We start from the raw sequence: 20,986 nt of genomic DNA, 5'->3' as shown, positions 1-20,986 counted from the left end.
TCTACGGGGTTCTTGTCGGGGCCGGATAGCATCTGGCTCCGATGGACACCGAAGCACAGCCGACGGAGCGCGACCGCTCCTCCCGCCCTTCCGACTCCGAGGACATCTCGGACACCGGAGGACCGGAGGGACGGTCGCGTTTCGCGTTGCTGTCCCGTGTCGCCGAGTGGCTGCCCGGTGGCCGGATCACCCTGACTGCCCTGGTCTGCCTGGTGTTTCTGCTGCTGCTCAACACCTTTTTGCTCCAGCCTTTCCAGATTCCCAGCGGATCCATGGAATCCGCATTGAGGATCGGCGACCGCGTTCTCGTAAATAAGTTGGCGTACCGTTTCGGTGCCCATCCGCGGCGCGGCGACATCGTTGTGTTCGACGGCACCGGCTATTTCGGGGACGCCGACTACATCAAGCGCGTTGTGGGTGTGGGGGGTGACCACGTGGTCTGCTGCGACAAGGAGGGGAGACTCCAGGTGAACGGGCGGTCGGTCGACGAGACGGCGTTCCTGTACCCCGGGGACACCCCGTCCAGCGTGCCGTTCGACGTGGTGGTGCCCTCCGGCACCCTCTTCGTCCTCGGTGACCACCGCAGCGACTCAAGTGACTCCCGGGATCACCTGGGCGACCCGGGCGGAGGCATGATTCCCGTTGGTGACGTCATCGGACGAGCCGATTGGGTCGTCTGGCCCGCCGGGCACTGGACCCACCTCGTCCGACCCGGCGCCTACGCGCGCGTACCCGCCGCGGACGGCGCCCATGGGTAACCGCGGCAGACCGCGCGGCGCTTCGCCGGGCGGCTCCTTCGGGAACGAGAACCTGCTGCCGACCGGCTCGCGGCGCGCGGGCGCCCTCGCCCCGGCGGGCGGCGCCGGCCGCAGCCGGGCCGAGCGGCGCAAGCTCCAGCGCAAGGTCAAGCGGCGGCGCAGGCGCGGCGCGGTCCGGGAGATACCCCTCCTGGTGGGCGTCGCGGTCCTCATAGCCCTCGTACTGAAGACCTTCCTCGTCCAGGCGTTCGTGATCCCGTCGGGCTCCATGGAGCAGACGATCCGCATCGGGGACCGGGTCCTGGTCGACAAGTTCACCCCGTGGTTCGGCTCCGAGCCCAAGCGCGGCGACGTCGTCGTCTTCCACGACCCGGGCGGCTGGCTCGCGGACGAGCAGACCACCAAGAAGAACGACCCCGTCGTGGTCAAGCAGGTCAAGGAAGGGCTCCAGTTCATCGGCCTGCTGCCGTCCGACAACGAGAAGGACCTCATCAAGCGGGTCATCGGCGTCGGCGGCGACAACGTCAAGTGCTGCGACTCGGAAGGGCGGGTGACCGTCAACGGGGTTCCCCTGACCGAGGCCGACTACCTGTACCCCGGAAACGCGCCGTCCGAGACGCCGTTCGACATCACCGTCCCCAAGGGCCGGCTGTGGGTGATGGGCGACCACCGCGGCAACTCGGCCGACTCCAGGGCACACCAGAACACCAGTTACGGCGGCACGGTCGCGCTCTCCTCGGTGGTGGGTCGGGCCAAGGTGATCGCCTGGCCCATGGGCCACTGGACCAGCCTGAACGAACCTAAAACCTTCGCATCGGTTTCCAACTCCGTGTCGGGGACGACCGCCGGTCCCGAACTGTCGCATAGGGTTGCCCCGGTCGATCCGAACGGATCGGTCCAACTCCCGAGCCCTGCGGAACTCCCGCTCGTTATGGGAGTGGTGGGCCTGCGCCGAGGATGGGGCAGGCGGTGGCACAGAGTGAGGAGTTGGCGTGGGGGATGTGGCGGTTGGCGCACGGTCCGGACACGACGGCGAGGAGCACCAGGGACATCCCGTGGAAGCACCCGTCCCGGCCGCGGACAGCGCCGTGACCTCCGGGAGTGACGCCGGAGCGGACGAGGACGGTACGGCGCCGGGTGACGCGGCCCGGACCGAGGTACTGGGGTCGGGCGACTCGCCCCCTCAGGCGAAGAAGCAGCGCTCCTTCTGGAAGGAACTGCCGATCCTCATCGTCATCGCGCTCGTCCTGGCGCTCCTGATCAAGACGTTCCTGGTGCAGGCATTCTCGATCCCCTCCGACTCGATGCAGAACACCCTCCAGCAGGGTGACCGGGTCCTGGTCGACAAGCTCACCCCGTGGTTCGGCTCCAAGCCCGAGCGCGGTGAGGTCGTCGTCTTCCACGACCCGGACGACTGGCTGGCGGGCGAGCCGACGGCCAACCCCAACGCCCTGCAGACGGTGCTCAGCTGGATCGGCCTGATGCCGTCCGCCCAGGAGAAGGACCTGATCAAGCGGGTCATCGGCGTCGGTGGCGACACGGTCTCCTGCAGCGGCACCGGCCCGCTGATGGTCAACGGCAAGGCACTGAACGAGCCGTACGTCTACCCGGGCAACACCCCGTGCACCAACGACGACCAGGGCGGTCAGTTCACCGTCAAGGTCCCCAAGGGTGACATCTGGGTGATGGGCGACCACCGGCAGAACTCGCGGGACTCGCGCTACAACCAGTCAGACAAGCACCACGGCATGGTCCCGGTGAAGGAGGTCGTCGGCCGCGCGATCGTCAAGGCCTGGCCCATCAACCGCTGGGGCACGCTGCCGATCCCGGACACCTTCGACCAGACCGGCATCAACACCCAGGCCTCGGCCTCCCGCCTGCTGACGGCCGCACCGGAGGGCCTCGCCCTCGTCGGCGTGCTGCCGCTGGCCCTGTGGCGCCGCAGGCGGTCCGCCAAGGCCTAGGCCTTGTAGAGCTTGTGACCTCGGTCCCGGAGGAAGGGCTGACCACCCTCGGTACCGCCGGGTAGGGTGCGGACCCATGGGTGGCGAGAGCGCAACACGTACGGCCCCGCGTACCGGCGGTGGCACTGGCAAGGGCCCGGTGGGCAGCCGGACCGGACAGCGGTTGTCCGGACTGGCCGTCGCACTGGGCCTTGTGCTGTTCCTCGGCGGATTCGGCTGGGGAGCGGTGGTCTACCGGCCGTACACGGTGCCCACCAGCTCCATGACGCCGACCATCGACATGGGCGACCGGGTGCTGGCGCAGCGCATCGACGGCAGCGAGGTGCGCCGCGGCGACGTCGTCGTCTTCACCGACAAGACCTGGGTGACGAACGCGCCCGTGGTCAAGCGCGTCGTCGCGGTCGGCGGGGACACCGTCTCCTGCTGCACCAACGGCAAGCTGGTCGTCAACGGCAAGCAGATCGACGAGGGCTACCTCAAGGGCGGCGCGGTCGAGGACAAGACGATCCCCACGGTGAAGGTCCCCAAGGGCCGCCTGTTCCTGCTCGGTGACGAGCGCCAGGGTTCCCTGGACTCCAGCGCCCACCTCACGGACGTCGCCAGCGGCACCGTCGCGAGCAGCGCCGTGAACGCCCGCGTGGACGCCGTCGTATGGCCCATGAAGGGCATGCTGGAGCGCCCCACCGGCTTCGAGGAACTCGGCAGCCTCTCCCAACCCGGCCCGCTGCGCACGGTCGTCGCCCTCATCGTCGCGGGCGCGGTGCTCGTCCTCGGCGGCGGCGCCTACGGCCCCGTCGCCAAGCGGCTGGCCGGCCGCCGTTCCCGGACCCGTACGGAGCCCGCCGGTGCCCGCTGAGGCCACCGAGGAGGGCGCCTACGGCGACTCGTACGAGGGCGGGCTGCGCAAGGTCGCCCGGGTGGTGCTCCTCGACCCGCAGGACCGCATCCTGCTCCTCCACGGCCACGAGCCGGACGATCCGGCCGACGACTGGTGGTTCACACCGGGCGGCGGCCTGGAGGGCGACGAGACCCATGAGGAGGCCGCGCTGCGGGAACTCGCGGAGGAGACCGGGATCACCAGGGTGGAGCTCGGCCCGGTGCTGTGGACCCGGACGTGCTCCTTCCCGTTCGCGGGCCGCCGCTGGGACCAGGACGAGTGGTACTACCTGGCCAGGACGTCCGCCACGGCCGACGGGGTGCCCGGCGCCACGGCCCTCACCGAGCTGGAGCGGCGCAGCGTCTCCGGAGCACGTTGGTGGACGTGCCGGGAACTGGAGCGGGCGCATGAGACGGTGTATCCGACCAGACTCGCCGAGCTGCTCCGCAGGCTGATCGACGAAGGGCCCCCGGCCGGGCCGGTGACCCTTGACACGGAAATCGTCTAGGGGCGCACGGGACTGGCGCACAATGGTGGGATCGCACGGCTGAAGGGGAACATGCCATGAGCGCCGAGGACCTCGAAAAGTACGAGACCGAGATGGAGCTGAAGCTCTACCGGGAGTACCGCGATGTCGTCGGTCTGTTCAAATACGTGATCGAGACCGAACGGCGTTTCTACCTCACCAACGACTACGAGATGCAGGTGCACTCGGTCCAGGGCGAGGTTTTCTTCGAGGTGTCCATGGCGGATGCCTGGGTGTGGGACATGTATCGACCGGCTCGCTTCGTCAAGCAGGTCCGGGTCCTCACATTCAAGGACGTGAACATCGAGGAGCTGAACAAGAGCGATCTGGAGCTGCCGGGCGGCTGACGGCGGCTCTTCGCGGAGCGCCCGTCGCTCGTGTGGGTGACGGACTTCTCCACAAGCACTGAACGGTCCACCAAGATCCACTCGGTGGACCGTTCTGCGTGACGGTTGGCGCCGGAGGTGGTGCCGACATGAACGCACGCAGTGCACTCGGCAAGTACGGCGAGACGCTGGCCGCACGACGGCTGGTCGAGGCCGGCATGACGGTCCTGGAGCGCAACTGGCGCTGTGGCAGGACCGGCGAGATCGACATCGTGGCGCGGGACGGCGACGTCCTGGTCGTCTGCGAGGTCAAGACACGGCGGGCCGGTGCCTACGAGCACCCGATGGCCGCGGTGACCCCCGAGAAGGCGGAGCGCCTGCGGGGCCTCGCCGAATGCTGGATCCACGCCCACGGAGGGGCGCCACCGGGCGGTGTCCGCATCGATCTGGTGGGCGTGCTCCTGCCCGGCCGCGGCGCGCCCGTCGTCGAGCACGCGCGGGGGGTGGTCTGACATGGGATTCGCTCGTACGTGCTCGGTGGCGCTGGTGGGCGTCGAGGGCGTGGTCGTCGAGGTGCAGGCCGACCTCGAACCCGGCGTCGCCGCGTTCACGCTGGTGGGACTGCCCGACAAGAGCCTGACGGAGAGCAAGGACCGGGTGCGGGCCGCGGTCGTCAACTCGGGCGCCGCGTGGCCGCAGAAGAAACTGACGGTGGGCCTGAGCCCGGCGTCCGTACCCAAGAGCGGCAGCGGCTTCGACCTGGCCGTCGCCGCCGCGGTACTCGGCGCGGCCGAACGGATCGATCCCCGGGTCCTCGCCGACATCGTGATGATCGGAGAGCTGGGCCTCGACGGGAGGGTCCGCCCGGTCCGGGGGATCCTCCCGGCGGTCCTGGCGGCGGCGGACGCGGGGTATGAGCAGGTGGTGGTGCCGGAGTGTGCCGCCGCCGAGGCGTCCCTCGTGCCAGGGGTGTCCGTGCTGGGCGTCCGCAGCCTGCGGCAACTGATCGCCGTACTCGCGGACGAGCCCGTCCCCGACGAGGAACCGGACGACCTGGTGGGCCGACCCGATCCGCTCCTCGCCGGCCTGCGCGTGCCGGGCACCGGGGCGGCCACGGGGATGCACAGCGTGGGAGCGGCACATCATGACCCCGGTCATGACCTCGCCGATGTCGTCGGACAGGATGCGGCGCGCACAGCGGTGGAGATCTCCGCGGCCGGCGGACACCACCTCTTCCTCGAAGGTCCGCCGGGTGCGGGCAAGACGATGCTGGCGGAGAGGATGCCCGCGATCCTGCCCCGGCTCAGCCGGCAGGACTCGCTGGAGGTCACGGCGGTCCACTCGGTGGCGGGTCTGCTGCCTCCGGGGAAACCCCTGATCGACGTCGCTCCTTACTGCGCCCCGCACCACTCGGCCACGATGCAGGCCCTCGTCGGGGGCGGATCCCACATGGCGAGGCCCGGAGCCGTCTCCCTGTCGCACAGGGGAATTCTCTTCCTCGACGAGACTCCGGAGTTCAGCGGCCAGGCCCTGGACGCGCTGCGGCAGCCGCTGGAGTCGGGGTACGTGGTCATCGCCCGCAGTGCGGGTGTGGTGCGGTTCCCCGCGAGGTTCCAGATGGTGCTCGCGGCCAATCCGTGTCCTTGCGGCCGCTACTCCCAGAGGGACGACCTCTGCGACTGCCCGTCCATGTCGATCCGCCGCTATCAGGCCCGGGTCTCCGGCCCGCTGCTCGACCGGGTGGACCTGCGGGTCACGGTGGACCGGGTCACGCGGGAGCAGCTCACCGTGCGTGGCGCGCGAGGAGAGACCAGCGCGACGGTCGCGGACCGGGTGCGGGCGGCCAGGGAGCGGACGGCGGCACGCCTCGCGGACACTCCGTGGCGCACCAACAGCGAGGTGCCCGGCCGCGAACTGCGCAGCCGCTGGCACGCCGTGCGCGGGGCGATGGACGAGGCCGAACGCAGTCTGGAGCGGGGTGCGCTGACCGCGCGCGGGATCGACCGGGTCCTGCGTGTGGCCTGGACCGTCGCGGACCTCAAGGGTCACGACCGGCCCGACGACACGGACGTTCTCCTCGCCCTGCAACTGCGCACAGGTGTTGCACGGGGCGCCCAGATGTCTCTCGGAGCACTGGCATGACCGCGTACGAGGACCCGGGCGACGAGTCCCACGCGCGCGTCTTCCTCGCCCGAGTCGTCGAACCCGGCGACGAAGTGGCCGGTCGGTGGATTCGGGAGCTCGGAGCCGTGGAAGTGGCCCGGCGGCTGATGGACGGGGGGCCGCAGCTCGTCGGGGTGACCGACAGGCGGTGGGCCGGGCTGTGCGCGCGGGCCGAGTCGGTCGAGCCGGGACGGGATCTGGAGGTCGCGCGGGAGGCCGGGGTGCGATTCGTGTGCCCCGGTGACACCGAGTGGCCCGCCCAACTCGACGACCTCGGGGACGCGCGGCCCGTCGGACTGTGGGTGCGCGGGCGGCCCAGCCTGCGGGTGTGGGCGCTCAAGTCCGTCGCCGTCGTCGGTGCCCGCGCCTGCACCGAGTACGGCGCCCACATGGCGGCCACTCTCGCCGCCGACCTAGCCGAGGACGGCTGGATCGTCGTGTCCGGGGGCGCCTACGGCGTCGACGGTGCCGCACATCGCGGCGCCCTCGGCGCGGGCGGTGCAACCATCGCCGTGCTCGCCTGCGGAGTGGACCGGTCCTACCCGCGCGGCCACGCCCAGTTGATCGGCAGGATCGCCGAACAGGGGCTCGTGGTGGGCGAGTTGCCGCCCGGCGAGCATCCGACACCGAGCAGGTTCATCCTCCGGAACCGGGTGATCGCCGCGCTCACCAGAGGCACCGTGGTGGTCGAGGCCGCGTATCGCAGCGGATCGCTCGTCACGGCCCGGGCGGCGCAGCGGCTGGGGCGCCACACCATAGGGGTGCCCGGTCCGGCCACCAGTGGGCTGTCCGCCGGTGTGCACGAACTCCTGCGCGGGGGCGCGGTGCTGGTCACCGATGCCGCCGAAGTCGTCGAACTGGTCGGCGACATCGGCGAACTGGCCCCCGACCGACGCGGACCGGTGCTCCCGCGCGACCTGTTGGAACCGGCCGCCCGCCGCATCCTCGCCGCCCTCCCCGGCAACAAGGCGGCAGCGGTGCGGGAGATCGCCCGCGGTGCGCAGACCACGGAGGACGACGCGGTCGCGAGACTGTACGAACTCCGGGCACTTGGTTACGTCGAACGACACGGCGACGGCTGGAAGTTGACACGCCAGGCGATGATCTCGGTCCGGCCGGATCGGGGGCGCCGCTGACCGAGTGTGTTCGGCCGTCCGGGGGAACCCCGACACCCTTGGGAATTCCCGCAGTTGGCGCATTCCGATGATCACGCAGAGCGACTGGAATGACCCGTTCCGGCACCCTGTCGAACGCGTCCGTGGCCGGTCCGAGCCCTGCCCTTCGCACACCGCGACACTCCAGTCACGCTACGCTCACGGGGATTCCGGCGCAGACCGGCATCTCCCCATCACTCCGACAGCTCACCCAGGCAACCCCACTTCACGGCAGAACGGCACAAGGCGACGAATGCCCCAGCACACCTCCGGGTCCGACCGGGCGGCGATCCCCCCAGCCGCCCGTGACGGTGGCAGCGTCCGGCCGCCCGCTCCCTCGACGCTCGACGAGCTGTGGCGGTCGTACAAGACGACGGGCGACGAGCGGCTGCGCGAGCAGCTGATCCTGCACTACTCGCCGCTCGTGAAATACGTCGCGGGACGGGTGAGCGTCGGGCTGCCGCCCAACGTCGAGCAGGCGGATTTCGTGTCTTCGGGGGTGTTCGGACTGATCGACGCCATCGAGAAGTTCGACATCGAGCGGGAGATCAAGTTCGAGACGTACGCGATCACCCGCATCCGGGGCGCGATGATCGACGAGTTGCGCGCGTTGGACTGGATCCCGCGCTCGGTGCGGCAGAAGGCGCGGAACGTGGAGCGGGCGTACGCCACGCTGGAGGCGCGGCTCAGGCGCACCCCCAGCGAGGGCGAGGTGGCCGCCGAGATGGGCATCGCGGTGGACGAACTCCACGCCGTCTTCAGCCAGTTGTCGCTGGCCAACGTGGTGGCGCTGGAGGAGCTGCTGCACGCCGGCGGCGAGGGCGGCGACCGGCTCAGCCTGATGGACACGCTGGAGGACACCGCCGCCGACAACCCGGTGGAGGTGGCGGAGGGGCGGGAGCTGCGGCGGTTCCTGGCGCGGGCGATCAACACCTTGCCCGAGCGGGAGAAGACCGTCGTCACGCTGTACTACTACGAGGGGCTGACCCTCGCCGAGATCGGCAATGTGCTCGGGGTGACCGAGAGCCGGGTCAGCCAGATCCACACCAAGTCCGTGCTGCAGCTGCGCGCCAAGCTGGCCAGTTTCGGCCGTTGAGCGAAAGCCGTACCGACTTCTCGACCTCGCAGAATCGTGCCTGCATGGCGCCGGTCACTCCCGCCGGGGGTGGACCGTCCGTAGAGTGGTTGACGTGCCAAGGATTCGAGCGGCCTCCGTGGCCGAGCACCGGTCGATGCAGCGAGCCGCCCTGCTGGACGCGGCCCGTTCCCTGCTGTCCGAGGGCGGGACGGAGGCGCTGACCTTCCCGGCCCTGGCCGAGCGGACGGGTCTCGCGCGGTCGTCCGTGTACGAGTACTTCCGCTCGCGGGCCGCCGTGGTCGAGGAGCTGTGTGAGGTCGACTTCCCCGTCTGGGCGGCGGACGTGTCGGCGGCGATGGAGCGGGCGGACTCGGCGGAGGGGAAGGTCGAGGCGTACGTACGGCAGCAGCTGGCCCTGGTCGGGGACCGGCGGCACCGGGCTGTGGTTGCCATCTCGGCGAGTGAACTGGACGCCGGGGCGCGGGAGAAGATCCGGGCCGCGCATGGTGGGCTGGTCGCGATGATCGTCGAGGCGTTGGCGGAGATGGGGCATGGGGAGCCTCGGTTGGCCGCGATGTTGCTTCAGGGGGTTGTCGATGCGGCTGTGCGGAGGATTGAGCTGGGGGCTGCGGAGGATCCCTCGGTGATCACTGAGGCTGCGGTGAGTATGGCTTTGCGGGGCGTTCAGGGGTGAGTTTCGTCTGCGGGCTCGGTGGGGGCTGGTCGCGCCCCGCGCCGGAGCCGCAAATCGATGCAGCCCCGCGCCCCTAAAGGGGCGCTCCAAGCACCGGCAACAAGCGGGATGGGCCCCTGTTCAGCAGCCATGGGGGCAATAGCTCCAGCGGGTCCAAGTACACCTCCCCTCTCAGCAAGCCCCAGTGCACGCACGAAGTCGCGCAGTGCGAGCCGGTGATCTCGACCGTCCCCACCACCGCGCCTGCCTCCACCTCGTCCCCCTTCTTCACCGACGCGGTCACCGGTTCGTAGGTCGTACGGAGATCCGTCCCCGTCAGTTCCACCGCGACCACCCCTCTCCCCGCCACCCGGCCCGCGAAGGACACTCGGCCCGCCGCCACCGCTCGTACCGGAGCGCCGACCGGGGTCGCCAGGTCCACGCCCCGGTGGCCCCGGGCGTAGAGCGTCGCCGGGGGCTCCCAGCCTCGCAGGACCAGGGGGTGGGAACCGACGGGCCAGGTGCGGGCCATGGCCGGTACGGGAGGAGGCGGGACTCCCGGTGCCGGAGGGGCGTCGTCCGCCCGGGCCGCGCAGGTAAGCAGGGTCAGGAAGAGGGCCAGTGCCAAGGCCAGTGCCGTGTGCGGATGTCGCAGATGTCGTCGTGTTCGCATGGCACAAACCGTGCCGTACCCGTGTCGATCATGGCCGGGACCTGTGGACCGCCGGGTGCTTGTGGACAACGGCGTCACCCGGTACCTCGCGGGTCCCGTACACTTCCTTTGGCGATCCGGGTCACCGGGTCGACTTCGCACGCCCCGACATCTGGTCCTCCGTCGAAAGACGAAAAACCGGTGTCAGCGCTCCTCGGTCCTCTGGGCACGCGCATGTGGGCGTCAGGCGCGAGTGCCGTCCCGGCACCCGCGGCACAACCGAGAAAATCAAGGAGAACGGCCATGGCCGTCGTCACGATGCGGGAGCTGCTGGAAAGCGGCGTCCACTTCGGTCACCAGACCCGTCGTTGGAACCCGAAGATGAAGCGCTTCATCTTCACGGAGCGCAACGGCATCTACATCATCGACCTGCTCCAGTCGCTGTCGTACATCGACCGCGCCTACGAGTTCGTCAAGGAGACCGTCGCCCACGGCGGCACGGTCATGTTCGTCGGCACGAAGAAGCAGGCGCAGGAGGCCATCGCCGAGCAGGCCACCCGCGTCGGCATGCCCTACGTCAACCAGCGCTGGCTGGGCGGCATGCTCACCAACTTCTCCACCGTCTACAAGCGTCTGCAGCGCCTCAAGGAGCTCGAGCAGATCGACTTCGAGGACGTCGCCGCGTCCGGTCTCACCAAGAAGGAGCTTCTCGTGCTCTCGCGCGAGAAGGCCAAGCTGGAGAAGACCCTCGGTGGTATCCGCGAGATGTCCAAGGTTCCCAGCGCCGTCTGGATCGTGGACACCAAGAAGGAGCACATCGCGGTCGGTGAGGCCCGGAAGCTCAACATTCCGGTCGTCGCCATCCTCGACACGAACTGCGACCCCGACGAGGTCGACTACAAGATCCCGGGCAACGACGACGCGATCCGCTCCGTCACCCTGCTCACCCGCGTGATCGCCGACGCCGTCGCCGAGGGCCTCATCAGCCGCTCCGGCGTCGCCGCCGAGGCCAAGGGTGACAAGGCCGCCGGTGAGCCGCTCGCCGCGTGGGAGCGCGACCTGCTCGAGGGCGAGAAGAAGGCTGACGAGGCTCCGGCCGCCGACGCCGAGGTCCAGACCTCCGCCGAGACGGAGAAGGTCGCCGACGCCGAGCAGGCCGACGCTCCGGTCGCCGTCGAGGAGGCCGCTGCCGAGGTCGAGGCTCCCGCCGCCGAGGCCGCTCCCGCCGCCGAGGCCGCTCCGGCCGCCGAGGCCGCTCCGGCCGCCGACGCCGAGCAGGCCTGACCCCTCCGGCCGACGGCCTGACCTTCCGGGCCAAAGGGCTGAGCTGAAGTGACGGCGGGCGGTGCCGACCGCGCCACCCGCCGTTCACTCACAGCCCCTAGATCTTCGTAGCCCGTAGATCTTTGGCGGAAGCCCGCTCACCACGCGGCCGCCGCCGACTTCGAGACTTCGAACTCCGAGAAGAGATTTCCAGATCATGGCGAACTACACCGCCGCCGACGTCAAGAAGCTCCGTGAGCTCACCGGCGCCGGCATGATGGACTGCAAGAAGGCGCTGGACGAGGCCGACGGCAACGTCGAGAAGGCCGTCGAGGCGCTCCGCATCAAGGGCCAGAAGGGCGTCGCCAAGCGCGAGGGCCGCTCCGCCGAGAACGGCGCCGTGGTTTCCGTCATCGCCGACGACAACACCTCCGGTGTCCTGGTCGAGCTGAAGTGCGAGACGGACTTCGTCGCCAAGGGCGAGAAGTTCCAGGCCGTCGCCAACCAGATCGCCCAGCACGTCGCCGCCACCGCCCCGGCCGACATCGCGGCGCTGCTCGCGTCCGAGATCGAGCCCGGCAAGACGGTTCAGGCGTTCGTCGACGAGGCCAACGCGAACCTGGGCGAGAAGATCGTCCTGGACCGCTTCGCCCAGTACGCCGACGGTTACGTCTCCGCGTACATGCACCGCACGATGCCCGACCTGCCGCCGCAGATCGGTGTCCTCGTCGAGCTGGACAAGCCGAACGCCGAGGTCGCCCGCGGTGTCGCCCAGCACATCGCAGCCTTCGCGCCGAAGTACCTGGCCAAGGACGACGTGCCGGCCGAGGTCGTCGAGTCCGAGCGCCGTATCGCCGAGGAGACCACCCGCGCCGAGGGCAAGCCCGAGGCCGCGATCGCCAAGATCGTCGAGGGTCGCGTGGGCGGCTTCTTCAAGGACGCGACGCTGCTCGGTCAGCCGTTCGCGCTCGACCCCAAGAAGTCCGTCCAGAAGGTTCTGGACGAGGCGGGTGTCACCCTGAAGCGCTTCACGCGCATCAAGGTCGGCATCTGAGTCCGTACCGCGATCGACGCGCGGCGGCCCGCGGAATCCCGCTAGGGTCGTCAGCAGTCGTCCCGGTGCGCCGCCACGCACGCGCGCGTGGCGGACGGCAGCAGATCTGACGAGGAGGCCATTGCCGAGCATGGGATGCGAACGACACCCCACCGGCAGTGGCCTTCTTCGTATGTGCGACCACGTAAAAGAGGCGAGAACGTCATGACCACCAAGCCCCAGAAGAGCGACGACGGCAAAGTACGCGGCCGGTTTCTGCTGAAGCTGTCCGGAGAGGCCTTCTCCGGAGGCGGTGGCCTGGGCGTCGACCCCGACGTGGTGCACAAGATCGCCCGCGAGATCGCGGCCGTCGTACGGGACGGCGCGGAGGTCGCCGTCGTGATCGGCGGCGGCAACTTCTTCCGCGGCGCCGAACTCCAGCAGCGCGGCATGGACCGGGCCCGCTCCGACTACATGGGCATGCTCGGCACGGTGATGAACTGCCTCGCCCTCCAGGACTTCCTGGAGAAGGAGGGCATCGACAGCCGCGTCCAGACCGCCATCACCATGGGCCAGGTCGCCGAGCCGTACATCCCGCTGCGCGCCGTGCGCCACCTGGAGAAGGGCCGCGTGGTCATCTTCGGCGCCGGTATGGGCATGCCGTACTTCTCCACCGACACCACCGCCGCCCAGCGCGCCCTGGAGATCAACGCCGAGGCGCTGCTGATGGGCAAGAACGGCGTGGACGGGGTCTACGACTCCGACCCGAAGACCAACCCCGCGGCCGTCAAGTTCGACTCGCTGAGCTACGGCGAGGTCATCACCCAGGACCTCAAGGTCGCCGACATGACCGCCATCACCCTGTGCCGCGACAACAAGCTTCCGATCCTGGTCTTCGAGCTGATCGCCGAGGGCAATATCGCCCGCGCCGTCAAGGGTGAGAAGATCGGCACGCTTGTGGGTGACCAAGGCAGCCAGGGCTGATGACCCTGACCGGGGGATGGACAATGTCCTGCCGGTCGGGAACCGTGCAGGAAGAAGACGCGACGCAGCCGGCCGCCGACGCCGACACAGCACAGCAGCCGGGCCTACTCAAGACACGCAGGAGCAAGTGGTGATCGAAGAGACCCTCCTCGAGGCCGAGGAGAAGATGGAGAAGGCCGTCGTGGTCGCCAAGGAGGACTTCGCCGCGATTCGCACCGGCCGTGCGCACCCGGCGATGTTCAACAAGATCGTGGCGGACTATTACGGGGCGCTGACGCCGATCAACCAGCTGGCCTCGTTCTCCGTGCCGGAGCCGCGCATGGCCGTGGTGACCCCGTTCGACAAGAGCGCGCTGCGCAACATCGAACAGGCGATCCGCGACTCGGACCTCGGCGTCAACCCGAGCAACGACGGCAACATCATCCGGGTGACGTTCCCCGAGCTGACCGGGGAGCGCCGCAAGGAGTACATCAAGGTCGCCAAGACCAAGGCCGAGGACTCCAAGATCTCGATCCGTTCCATCCGCCGCAAGGCCAAGGAAGCGATCGACAAGGCGATCAAGGACGGCGACATCGGCGAGGACGAGGGCCGTCGCGCGGAGAAGGAGCTCGACGACACCACGGCGAAGTACGTCGCCCAGGTGGACGAACTCCTCAAGCACAAGGAAGCGGAGCTGCTCGAGGTCTGATGAACGACTCTTCCTGGGGGGCACCGCCACAAGCCGGGTACTGGGGGCCGTCCGACCAGGGGCCTGTCCAGGGGGCTGCCCCGGCGGGTCCCACGTACGATGCGCCTGAGGCGCAGCAGACCCGCCCCACGCCCATCGTGCCCGACGAGCCCGCATACGGCGGACACCAGGATGACGACCAGGGGGCCGCTCGGCTGAGCGGTCCCTTGTTCCGCGACGAGACACAGCAGCCGCCGTACGACGTAGGGCAGTCGCCGTCGTACGACCCGCGGACGCAGCACTCTGACACGCCGCAGGCGCAGCCCTACGGGGCGGTGCCGCAGAATCCGGAGCCCATGCCCGACGTCCCGCCACCGGCGCCCGCCCCGCAGAAGAAGAGCGCGGGCCGGAACCTGGGTGCGGCCATAGGGGTCGGGGTCGGACTCGGCGCGGTCATCATCGCGTCCCTGTTCGTCGTCAAGGCCGTGTTCGTCGGCGTGATAGCGGTGGCCGTGGTCGTGGGCCTGTGGGAGCTGACCTCGCGGCTGCAGGAGCGCAAGGGCATCAAGGCGCCCCTCGTGCCCCTCACGGTCGGCGGGGCGGCGATGGTCGTCGCCGGATACGTCCGGGGTCCCGAGGGCGCCTGGGTCGCCATGGCGCTCACGGCGCTCGCCGTCCTCGTATGGCGGATGACGGAACCGCCGGAGGGCTACCTCAGGGACGTCACGGCGGGCGTCTTCGCGGCGTTCTACGTGCCGTTCCTGGCCACGTTCGTCGCCCTGATGCTCACCGCGGACGACGGCGCCTGGCGGGTCCTGACGTTCCTGCTGCTGACGGTCGTCAGCGACACCGGGGCGTACGCCGTCGGCTGGCGCTTCGGCACGCACAAGCTCGCCCCGCGCATCAGCCCCGGAAAGACCCGCGAGGGCCTGTTCGGGGCGGTGTCCTTCGCGATGGTGGCGGGCGCGCTGTGCATGCAGTTCCTGATCGACGACGGCAGCTGGTGGCAGGGGCTCGTCCTGGGCCTCGCGGTCGCGGCCAGCGCCACGCTGGGTGACCTCGGCGAGTCCATGATCAAGCGGGACCTCGGCATCAAGGACATGGGCACGCTGCTGCCGGGCCACGGCGGCATCATGGACCGGCTGGACTCCTTGCTGCCGACGGCTCCGGTGGTCTGGCTGTTGATGGTCCTGTTCGTCGGGTCCGCCTGACGTTCGGCCGACGTCCTGCCGTACGGCATTCCGGGCGCCCCTGTATCTCTGTACAGGACGGGGGCGCCCGGTCGTACGATTTCGGTATAAGCCCTCGCAAAAGGGGGACCGCCCTGAACGAAGGAGGGCGTCATGTCCGCCTTCCATGAAGAGTTCGACGTGGACTGCCGTCCGGAGGACGCCTGGGCGTACGTCATCGACCCGTCCCACCTCCCCGAGTGGCAGGAGAGCGCGGTGTCCGCCGAACAGCTCGACGACCGGCCCTTCGGCCTCGGCTCCCGGGTCCGCGTCACCCGGCACGTGGGTCGCCGCGACATGGCGATGACCATGGAGTGCACCGAGTTCCAGCCGCCGTACGCCTGGACCGTGCGCGGGATCGACGGCCCCATCAGGGGCAACTTCCGCGGCGAGATCTCACCCGTCGACGACGGACGCCGTACCCGGGTGACGATGGATCTCGACTTCGAGGGACACGGCATCGGCAAGGTCCTGCTGCCCTTCGTCGTGCGCCCCCAGATCCGACGCGAGATGCCCCACAACGAGAGGCTCCTGAGGGAACACCTGGAGCACATCGGCTGAACTCGGCTGAAGCGGATCACCGTAAACGGATCACGGTAAACGATCTGCGACACTGGTACAGCCATGCCTAAGCCCGGAGAACTCACATTCGTCGCCCCCCGCGGAGCCCAGAAGCCGCCGCGGCACCTTGCCGATCTCACGCCCGCCGAGCGCAAGGAAGCCGTCGCCGCGGTCGGGGAGAAGCCCTTTCGCGCCAAGCAGCTCTCGCAGCACTACTTCGCGCGCCTCGCGCACGACCCGGCGGAGTGGACCGACATCCCCGCCGGTTCGCGCGCCAAGCTGCAAGAGGCGCTGCTCCCTGAGCTGATGACGGTCGTACGGCATCTGTCGACCGACCAGGACACCACCCGCAAGACGCTGTGGCGGCTGTTCGACGGGACGCTCGTCGAGTCCGTGCTGATGCGGTACCCGGACCGGGTCACCATGTGCATCAGCTCGCAGGCGGGCTGCGGGATGAACTGCCCGTTCTGCGCGACCGGTCAGGCCGGCCTGGACCGCAATCTGTCCACCGGTGAGATCGTGCACCAGATCGTGGACGGCATGCGGGCGCTGCGCGACGGTGAGATCCCGGGCGGTCCCGCGCGGCTCTCCAACATCGTCTTCATGGGCATGGGCGAGCCCCTCGCCAACTACAAGCGGGTCGTCCAGTCCATCCGCGCCCTCACCGACCCCGAGCCGGACGGCCTCGGCCTCTCGCAGCGCGGGATCACCGTCTCTACGGTCGGACTGGTCCCGGCGATCCACCGGTTCTCCGACGAGGGCTTCAAGTGCCGGCTCGCGATCTCGCTGCACGCGCCGGACGACGACCTGCGCGACACCCTGGTTCCCGTGAACACCCGGTGGAAGGTGCGCGAGGTCCTCGACGCGGGCTGGGAGTACGCGGCGAAGTCGGGACGCCGGCTGTCCATCGAGTACGCGCTGATCCGGGACATCAACGACCAGGCGTGGCGCGGCGACCGGCTCGGCCGGCTCCTCAAGGGCAAGCCGGTGCACGTCAACCTGATCCCGCTGAACCCGACGCCGGGCTCCAAGTGGACGGCCTCCCGTCCCGAGGACGAGAAGGCGTTCGTCGAGGCCATCGCGGCCCATGGGGTGCCGGTCACCGTCCGGGACACCCGCGGCCAGGAGATCGACGGAGCGTGCGGCCAGCTCGCGGCCACCGAGAGGTAATCTCTGCCGTAAGTACATTTTCATATCCGACAGGGGAGCGCGCAGCGCTGAGAGTGCGGCAATCGGGCCGCAGACCCTCTGAACCTCGCCCAGGTCATTCTGGGTAGGAAGTTCGGTCATCACCGTGAACACCAAGAAGTACTGTGCTGTCCTCGTCGGCCTCGGCCTGGTCACGCTCTCCGCGTGCGGGTCGGGGTCGGACCAGGGCAGTGGCTCCGGCTCCAAGACCGTCACGCTCGTCAGCCACGACTCTTGGGCCGTATCCAAGAGCGTCCTCAAGGACTTCGAGAAGCAGTCCGGCTACACGGTCAAGGTCCTCAAGGACGGCGACGCGGGCCAGGCCGTCAACAAGGCGATCCTGACGAAGGACAACCCGCAGGGAGACGTCTTCTTCGGCGTCGACAACACCCTGCTCTCCCGCGCGCTCGACAACGGTCTCTTCCAGTCCTACGACGCGAAGGGCTCCGCCACCGTCAAGCCCGCGTACCGCGTCGACGAGACCAAGCATCGCGTCACGCCCATCGACACGGGCGACATCTGCGTCAACTACGACAAGGCGTACTTCAGCAAGCACAAGCTGACCCCGCCGACCTCCTTCGCGGACCTCGTCAAGCCCGAGTACAAGAACCTCCTCGTCACCGAGAACGCCGCCACCTCCTCACCCGGCCTCGGTTTCCTGCTGGGCAGCGCGGCGCAGTTCGGGGACGACAGCTGGCAGGCGTACTGGAAGAAGCTCAAGGCCAACGGCGTGAAGGTCGTCGACGGCTGGGAGCAGGCCTACGACCAGGAGTTCTCCGGTTCGGCCGGCGGGAAGAAGGCGGGCGGCGACCGGCCCCTCGTCGTCTCCTACGCCTCCTCGCCGCCCGCCGAAGTCATCTACGGCGACCCGAAGCCGACCACCGCGCCCACCGGGGTGTCGTACGGCACCTGCTTCCGGCAGACCGAGTACGCGGGACTGCTCAGCAACGCCAAGAACACCAAGGGCGGCAAGGCCTTCATCGACTTCCTGCTCACCAAGGAGTTCCAGGAGGACATGCCGCTCAACATGTTCGTCTACCCGGTGATCGAGGGCGCGACAGTGCCGGCCGAGTTCACGCAGTACGGTCCGCAGGCCAAGGACCCCGAGACCATGGCCCCCACGAAGATCGCCGCCGACCGGGACCAGTGGGTCAAGTCGTGGACCTCGCTCGTACTGAAGTAGTCCCGCGGAAGTCCTCCCGTAGAGGGAACGTGACGCGGCTCGGCCTCATGGTCCTGCCCGTCGCGTTCTTCGCGGTGTTCTTCGCCTACCCCGTCGCCGCGATCGTCGGGCGCGGTCTCAAGGTGGACGGCGCCTGGCAGTTGGGCCGGATCCGGGACGTGCTGGCCCAGTCCGACATCCGGCACGTGCTGTGGTTCACCACCTGGCAGGCGCTCGCCTCCACCGCGCTCACGCTGCTGATCGCGCTCCCCGGCGCGTATGTCTTCGCGCGCTTCGACTTCCCGGGAAGGCAGGTGCTGCGGGCCGTCGTGACGGTCCCCTTCGTGCTGCCGACGGTCGTCGTCGGTACGGCCTTCCTCGCGCTCGTCGGCCGGGGCGGACTCCTCGACGACCTGTGGGGCGTACGGCTGGACACCACCGTGTGGGCCATCCTGCTCGCGCACGTCTTCTTCAACTACGCGGTCGTCGTACGGACGGTGGGCGGCCTCTGGGCACAGCTCGACCCGCGTCAGGAGGAGGCCGCGCGGATGCTCGGCGCCTCCCGGCTCCGGGCCTGGCGGAAGGTGACGCTGCCCGCGCTCGCGCCCGCCGTGGCCGCCGCCGCGCTGATGGTCTTCCTCTTCACCTTCACCTCCTTCGGCGTGGTGCAGATCCTCGGCGGCCCGACCTTCTCGACCCTCGAAGTGGAGATCTACCGCCAGACTTCGGAAGTCTTCGACCTTTCCACGGCGGCCGTGCTGACGATCGTCCAGTTCGTCGCGGTCGGCGCGATCCTCGCCGTCCATGCCTGGACGGTACGGCGACGGGAGACGGCTCTACGACTCGTGGACCCGGCGGTGACCGCACGGCGCCCGCGCGGGGCCGGCCAGTGGTCCCTGCTCGCCGGGGTCCTCGTCTCCGTCCTGCTGCTGCTCGTGCTGCCGCTCGCCGTGCTGGTCCAACGGTCCCTGGACTCACCGGACTTCGGCTACTACCGGGCGCTGACCCACGACGACGGCGGCACCTTCCTGGTCCCGCCGATCGCCGCGATCGGCAACTCGCTGGAGTACGCCGTCGCCGCCACCGCGATGGCCGTGGTGATCGGGGGGCTCGCCGCAGCGGCCCTGACCCGGCGCGATGCCGGGCGGCTGGTGCGGGGCTTCGACGCGCTGCTGATGCTGCCGCTCGGGGTGTCGGCGGTGACCGTCGGCTTCGGGTTCCTGATCTCGCTCGACAAACCCCCGGTGGATCTGCGGAGTTCATGGATCCTGGTGCCGCTCGCACAGGCGCTGGTGGGCGTCCCCTTCGTCGTACGGACGATGCTGCCCGTGCTGCGGGCGGTGGACGGGCGGCTGAGGGAGGCGGCGGCCGTGCTCGGGGCGTCCCCGTGGCGGGTGTGGCGCGAGGTGGATCTGCCGCTGGTGCGGCGGGCGTTGCTGATCGCCGCCGGGTTCGCGTTCGCGGTGTCGCTGGGCGAGTTCGGGGCGACCGTGTTCATCGCGCGGCCGGACAACCCGACGCTGCCGGTCGCGGTGGCCCGGCTGCTGTCCCGGCCCGGTGATCTCAACTACGGCCAGGCGATGGCCCTTTCGACGATTCTGATGGTGGTGTGCGCCGTGGCCCTGCTGGTGCTTGAGCGGCTGCGCACCGACCGGACGGGGGAGTTCTAGATGCTGCTCGGTCTTGAGAGCGGGACCGTACGGTTCGGTGGGCGGCCCGTGCTCGACGCTGTCGATCTCGGGGTCGCCGAGCACGAGATCGTGTGTGTGCTCGGGCCCAGCGGTAGCGGCAAGTCGACGCTGCTGCGGGCGGTGGCCGGGCTGCAACCCCTGGACTCCGGGCGGGTGTTGCTCGACGGACGCGACCAGGCCGGGGTGCCCGCACACCGGCGCGGGGTGGGCCTGATGTTCCAGGACCACCAGCTGTTCCCGCAGCGGGACGTGGCCGGCAACGTGGCCTTCGGGCTGCGCATGCACGGGACGTCGAAGGGACAACAGGCCGCCCGGGTCGGCGAGTTGCTCGACCTCGTCGGACTGCCGGGTGCCGCCCGCCGTGCCGTCGCGGGGCTGTCCGGCGGTGAGCAGCAGCGGGTGGCGCTCGCCCGTGCCCTCGCGCCCCGCCCCCGGCTCCTCATGCTCGACGAACCGCTCGGCCAGCTCGACCGGTCACTGCGGGAGCGGCTGGTCGTCGAACTCCGGGAACTCTTCGGCGCGTTGGGCACGACCGTGCTCGCGGTCACGCACGACCAGGGCGAGGCGTTCGCACTGGCCGACCGGGTCGTCGTGATGCGGGACGGGCGGATCGCCCAGTCCGGTACGCCACTTGAGGTCTGGCAGCGCCCCGCCGACGAGTTCGTGGCCCGTTTCCTCGGCTTCGACAACGTGGTCGGTGCCATGGTCGCCGGAGAGGCCGCCGACACGCCCTGGGGCAAGGTGCCGGTCCCCGAGGACGCCCCCCAGGGCGCCCGCACGCTCCTCGTACGCCCCGCGGGCGTCCGCCTGGTGCCCGCCGACGAGGGCCTGCGCTGCACGGTCGCCGCCCGCACTTTCAGGGGCACCCATGTCGCCGTACAACTGCAGCCGGAGGGCGCGCCGCGGCTTGACGCGGCGTGTGCGCTGCGGGAGGCGCCGGAGGTCGGGGACACGGTCGGGGTGGAGTTCGACGCGGCCGAGATCGTCGTACTCGACGGCTCGTAGACATGCGTGTGGCCCGCCCCCACGAACCGGAC

General features: G+C 69.7%; 22 protein-coding genes and 1 riboswitch. Of the genes, 21 read left to right on the top strand and 1 reads right to left on the bottom strand.

What is annotated here, in order from left to right; genetic code table 11:
• The first annotated feature begins 41 nt into the window (after positions 1-41).
• The 11 genes from lepB (OH768_RS15560) (at position 42) to OH768_RS15510 (ending at position 9,540) form a co-directional block, all read left to right on the top strand.
• Positions 42-758: a signal peptidase I gene (gene lepB, locus OH768_RS15560; RefSeq protein ID WP_406454037.1), complete on the top strand. Its 717-nt coding sequence runs from the start codon at positions 42-44 to the stop codon at positions 756-758.
• Positions 751-1,863: a signal peptidase I gene (gene lepB / locus OH768_RS15555; RefSeq protein ID WP_406454035.1), complete on the top strand. Its 1,113-nt coding sequence runs from the start codon at positions 751-753 to the stop codon at positions 1,861-1,863. The genes lepB (OH768_RS15560) and lepB (OH768_RS15555) overlap by 8 nt, the downstream gene beginning before the upstream one ends.
• The gene (gene lepB / locus OH768_RS15550; RefSeq protein ID WP_406454033.1) at positions 1,751-2,722 is read left to right on the top strand and encodes a signal peptidase I; all 972 of its coding nucleotides are present in this window, start codon (positions 1,751-1,753) and stop codon (positions 2,720-2,722) included. Before lepB (OH768_RS15555) ends, lepB (OH768_RS15550) begins: the two co-directional genes overlap by 113 nt.
• 76 nt (positions 2,723-2,798) lie before the next feature.
• Positions 2,799-3,578, top strand: a complete 780-nt coding sequence (gene lepB / locus OH768_RS15545) for a signal peptidase I (protein ID WP_406454031.1) — start codon at positions 2,799-2,801, stop codon at positions 3,576-3,578.
• Entirely contained in the window at positions 3,568-4,107 is a 540-nt protein-coding gene (locus tag OH768_RS15540; protein ID WP_406454029.1) for an NUDIX hydrolase, read from the top strand. Before lepB (OH768_RS15545) ends, OH768_RS15540 begins: the two co-directional genes overlap by 11 nt.
• 56 nt (positions 4,108-4,163) lie before the next feature.
• A complete protein-coding gene (locus OH768_RS15535; RefSeq protein ID WP_003965949.1) occupies positions 4,164-4,472 on the top strand; it encodes a DUF2469 domain-containing protein in 309 nt (102 codons plus the stop codon).
• Positions 4,473-4,600: 128 nt separating this feature from the next.
• The gene (locus OH768_RS15530) at positions 4,601-4,963 is read left to right on the top strand and encodes a YraN family protein (RefSeq protein ID WP_262059132.1); all 363 of its coding nucleotides are present in this window, start codon (positions 4,601-4,603) and stop codon (positions 4,961-4,963) included.
• A gap of 1 nt (position 4,964) precedes the next feature.
• The gene (locus tag OH768_RS15525; RefSeq protein ID WP_406454027.1) at positions 4,965-6,593 is read left to right on the top strand and encodes a YifB family Mg chelatase-like AAA ATPase; all 1,629 of its coding nucleotides are present in this window, start codon (positions 4,965-4,967) and stop codon (positions 6,591-6,593) included.
• Positions 6,590-7,750 carry a DNA-processing protein DprA gene (dprA, locus tag OH768_RS15520; protein WP_406454025.1) on the top strand — a complete coding sequence of 387 codons (1,161 nt, stop codon included), beginning with the start codon at positions 6,590-6,592 and terminating at the stop codon, positions 7,748-7,750. The genes OH768_RS15525 and dprA overlap by 4 nt, the downstream gene beginning before the upstream one ends.
• A 271-nt stretch (positions 7,751-8,021) precedes the next feature.
• A complete protein-coding gene (gene whiG, locus OH768_RS15515) occupies positions 8,022-8,864 on the top strand; it encodes an RNA polymerase sigma factor WhiG (RefSeq protein ID WP_019068776.1) in 843 nt (280 codons plus the stop codon).
• Positions 8,865-8,982: 118 nt separating this feature from the next.
• Entirely contained in the window at positions 8,983-9,540 is a 558-nt protein-coding gene (locus tag OH768_RS15510; RefSeq protein ID WP_406465284.1) for a TetR/AcrR family transcriptional regulator, read from the top strand.
• Between the two features lie 73 nt (positions 9,541-9,613).
• Here the strand turns inward: OH768_RS15510 and OH768_RS15505 are convergent, their stop codons facing one another.
• A complete protein-coding gene (locus tag OH768_RS15505) occupies positions 9,614-10,192 on the bottom strand; it encodes a murein hydrolase activator EnvC family protein (RefSeq protein WP_406454023.1) in 579 nt (192 codons plus the stop codon).
• Positions 10,193-10,474: 282 nt separating this feature from the next.
• On the opposite strand from OH768_RS15505, the gene rpsB reads away from it, so the two are divergent.
• From rpsB to OH768_RS15455, 10 genes are all read left to right on the top strand, one after another.
• Positions 10,475-11,455 carry a 30S ribosomal protein S2 gene (gene rpsB / locus OH768_RS15500; protein ID WP_406454021.1) on the top strand — a complete coding sequence of 327 codons (981 nt, stop codon included), beginning with the start codon at positions 10,475-10,477 and terminating at the stop codon, positions 11,453-11,455.
• Positions 11,456-11,651: 196 nt separating this feature from the next.
• Positions 11,652-12,488: a translation elongation factor Ts gene (tsf, locus tag OH768_RS15495; protein WP_406454019.1), complete on the top strand. Its 837-nt coding sequence runs from the start codon at positions 11,652-11,654 to the stop codon at positions 12,486-12,488.
• A gap of 204 nt (positions 12,489-12,692) precedes the next feature.
• Entirely contained in the window at positions 12,693-13,451 is a 759-nt protein-coding gene (gene pyrH / locus OH768_RS15490; RefSeq protein WP_019068781.1) for a UMP kinase, read from the top strand.
• Between the two features lie 130 nt (positions 13,452-13,581).
• Entirely contained in the window at positions 13,582-14,139 is a 558-nt protein-coding gene (frr, locus tag OH768_RS15485; protein WP_200716139.1) for a ribosome recycling factor, read from the top strand.
• Positions 14,139-15,329, top strand: a complete 1,191-nt coding sequence (locus OH768_RS15480; protein ID WP_406454016.1) for a phosphatidate cytidylyltransferase — start codon at positions 14,139-14,141, stop codon at positions 15,327-15,329. Before frr ends, OH768_RS15480 begins: the two co-directional genes overlap by 1 nt.
• A 132-nt stretch (positions 15,330-15,461) precedes the next feature.
• Positions 15,462-15,908, top strand: coding sequence for an SRPBCC family protein (locus OH768_RS15475; protein ID WP_406454014.1), 447 nt, complete (start codon positions 15,462-15,464; stop codon positions 15,906-15,908).
• Between the two features lie 63 nt (positions 15,909-15,971).
• Positions 15,972-17,078: a 23S rRNA (adenine(2503)-C(2))-methyltransferase RlmN gene (gene rlmN / locus OH768_RS15470; protein ID WP_362973354.1), complete on the top strand. Its 1,107-nt coding sequence runs from the start codon at positions 15,972-15,974 to the stop codon at positions 17,076-17,078.
• Between the two features lie 21 nt (positions 17,079-17,099).
• Positions 17,100-17,206: riboswitch (TPP riboswitch) on the top strand.
• Entirely contained in the window at positions 17,203-18,279 is a 1,077-nt protein-coding gene (locus tag OH768_RS15465) for a thiamine ABC transporter substrate binding subunit (protein ID WP_406454011.1), read from the top strand. (Overlaps the previous riboswitch by 4 nt.)
• Before the next feature lie 47 nt (positions 18,280-18,326).
• Positions 18,327-19,928, top strand: a complete 1,602-nt coding sequence (locus tag OH768_RS15460) for an ABC transporter permease (protein WP_406465282.1) — start codon at positions 18,327-18,329, stop codon at positions 19,926-19,928.
• Positions 19,929-20,954 (top strand): ABC transporter ATP-binding protein, encoded by a 1,026-nt coding sequence (locus OH768_RS15455; protein ID WP_406454009.1) that lies wholly within the window; start codon positions 19,929-19,931, stop codon positions 20,952-20,954.
• Positions 20,955-20,986: the final 32 nt, after the last annotated feature.

Source organism: Streptomyces sp. NBC_01622, from assembly GCF_045209635.1.
Taxonomy (GTDB): domain Bacteria; phylum Actinomycetota; class Actinomycetes; order Streptomycetales; family Streptomycetaceae; genus Streptomyces.
Note: the sequence above shows the minus strand (reverse complement) of the source record. Positions and strands in the feature narration are given on the sequence as shown.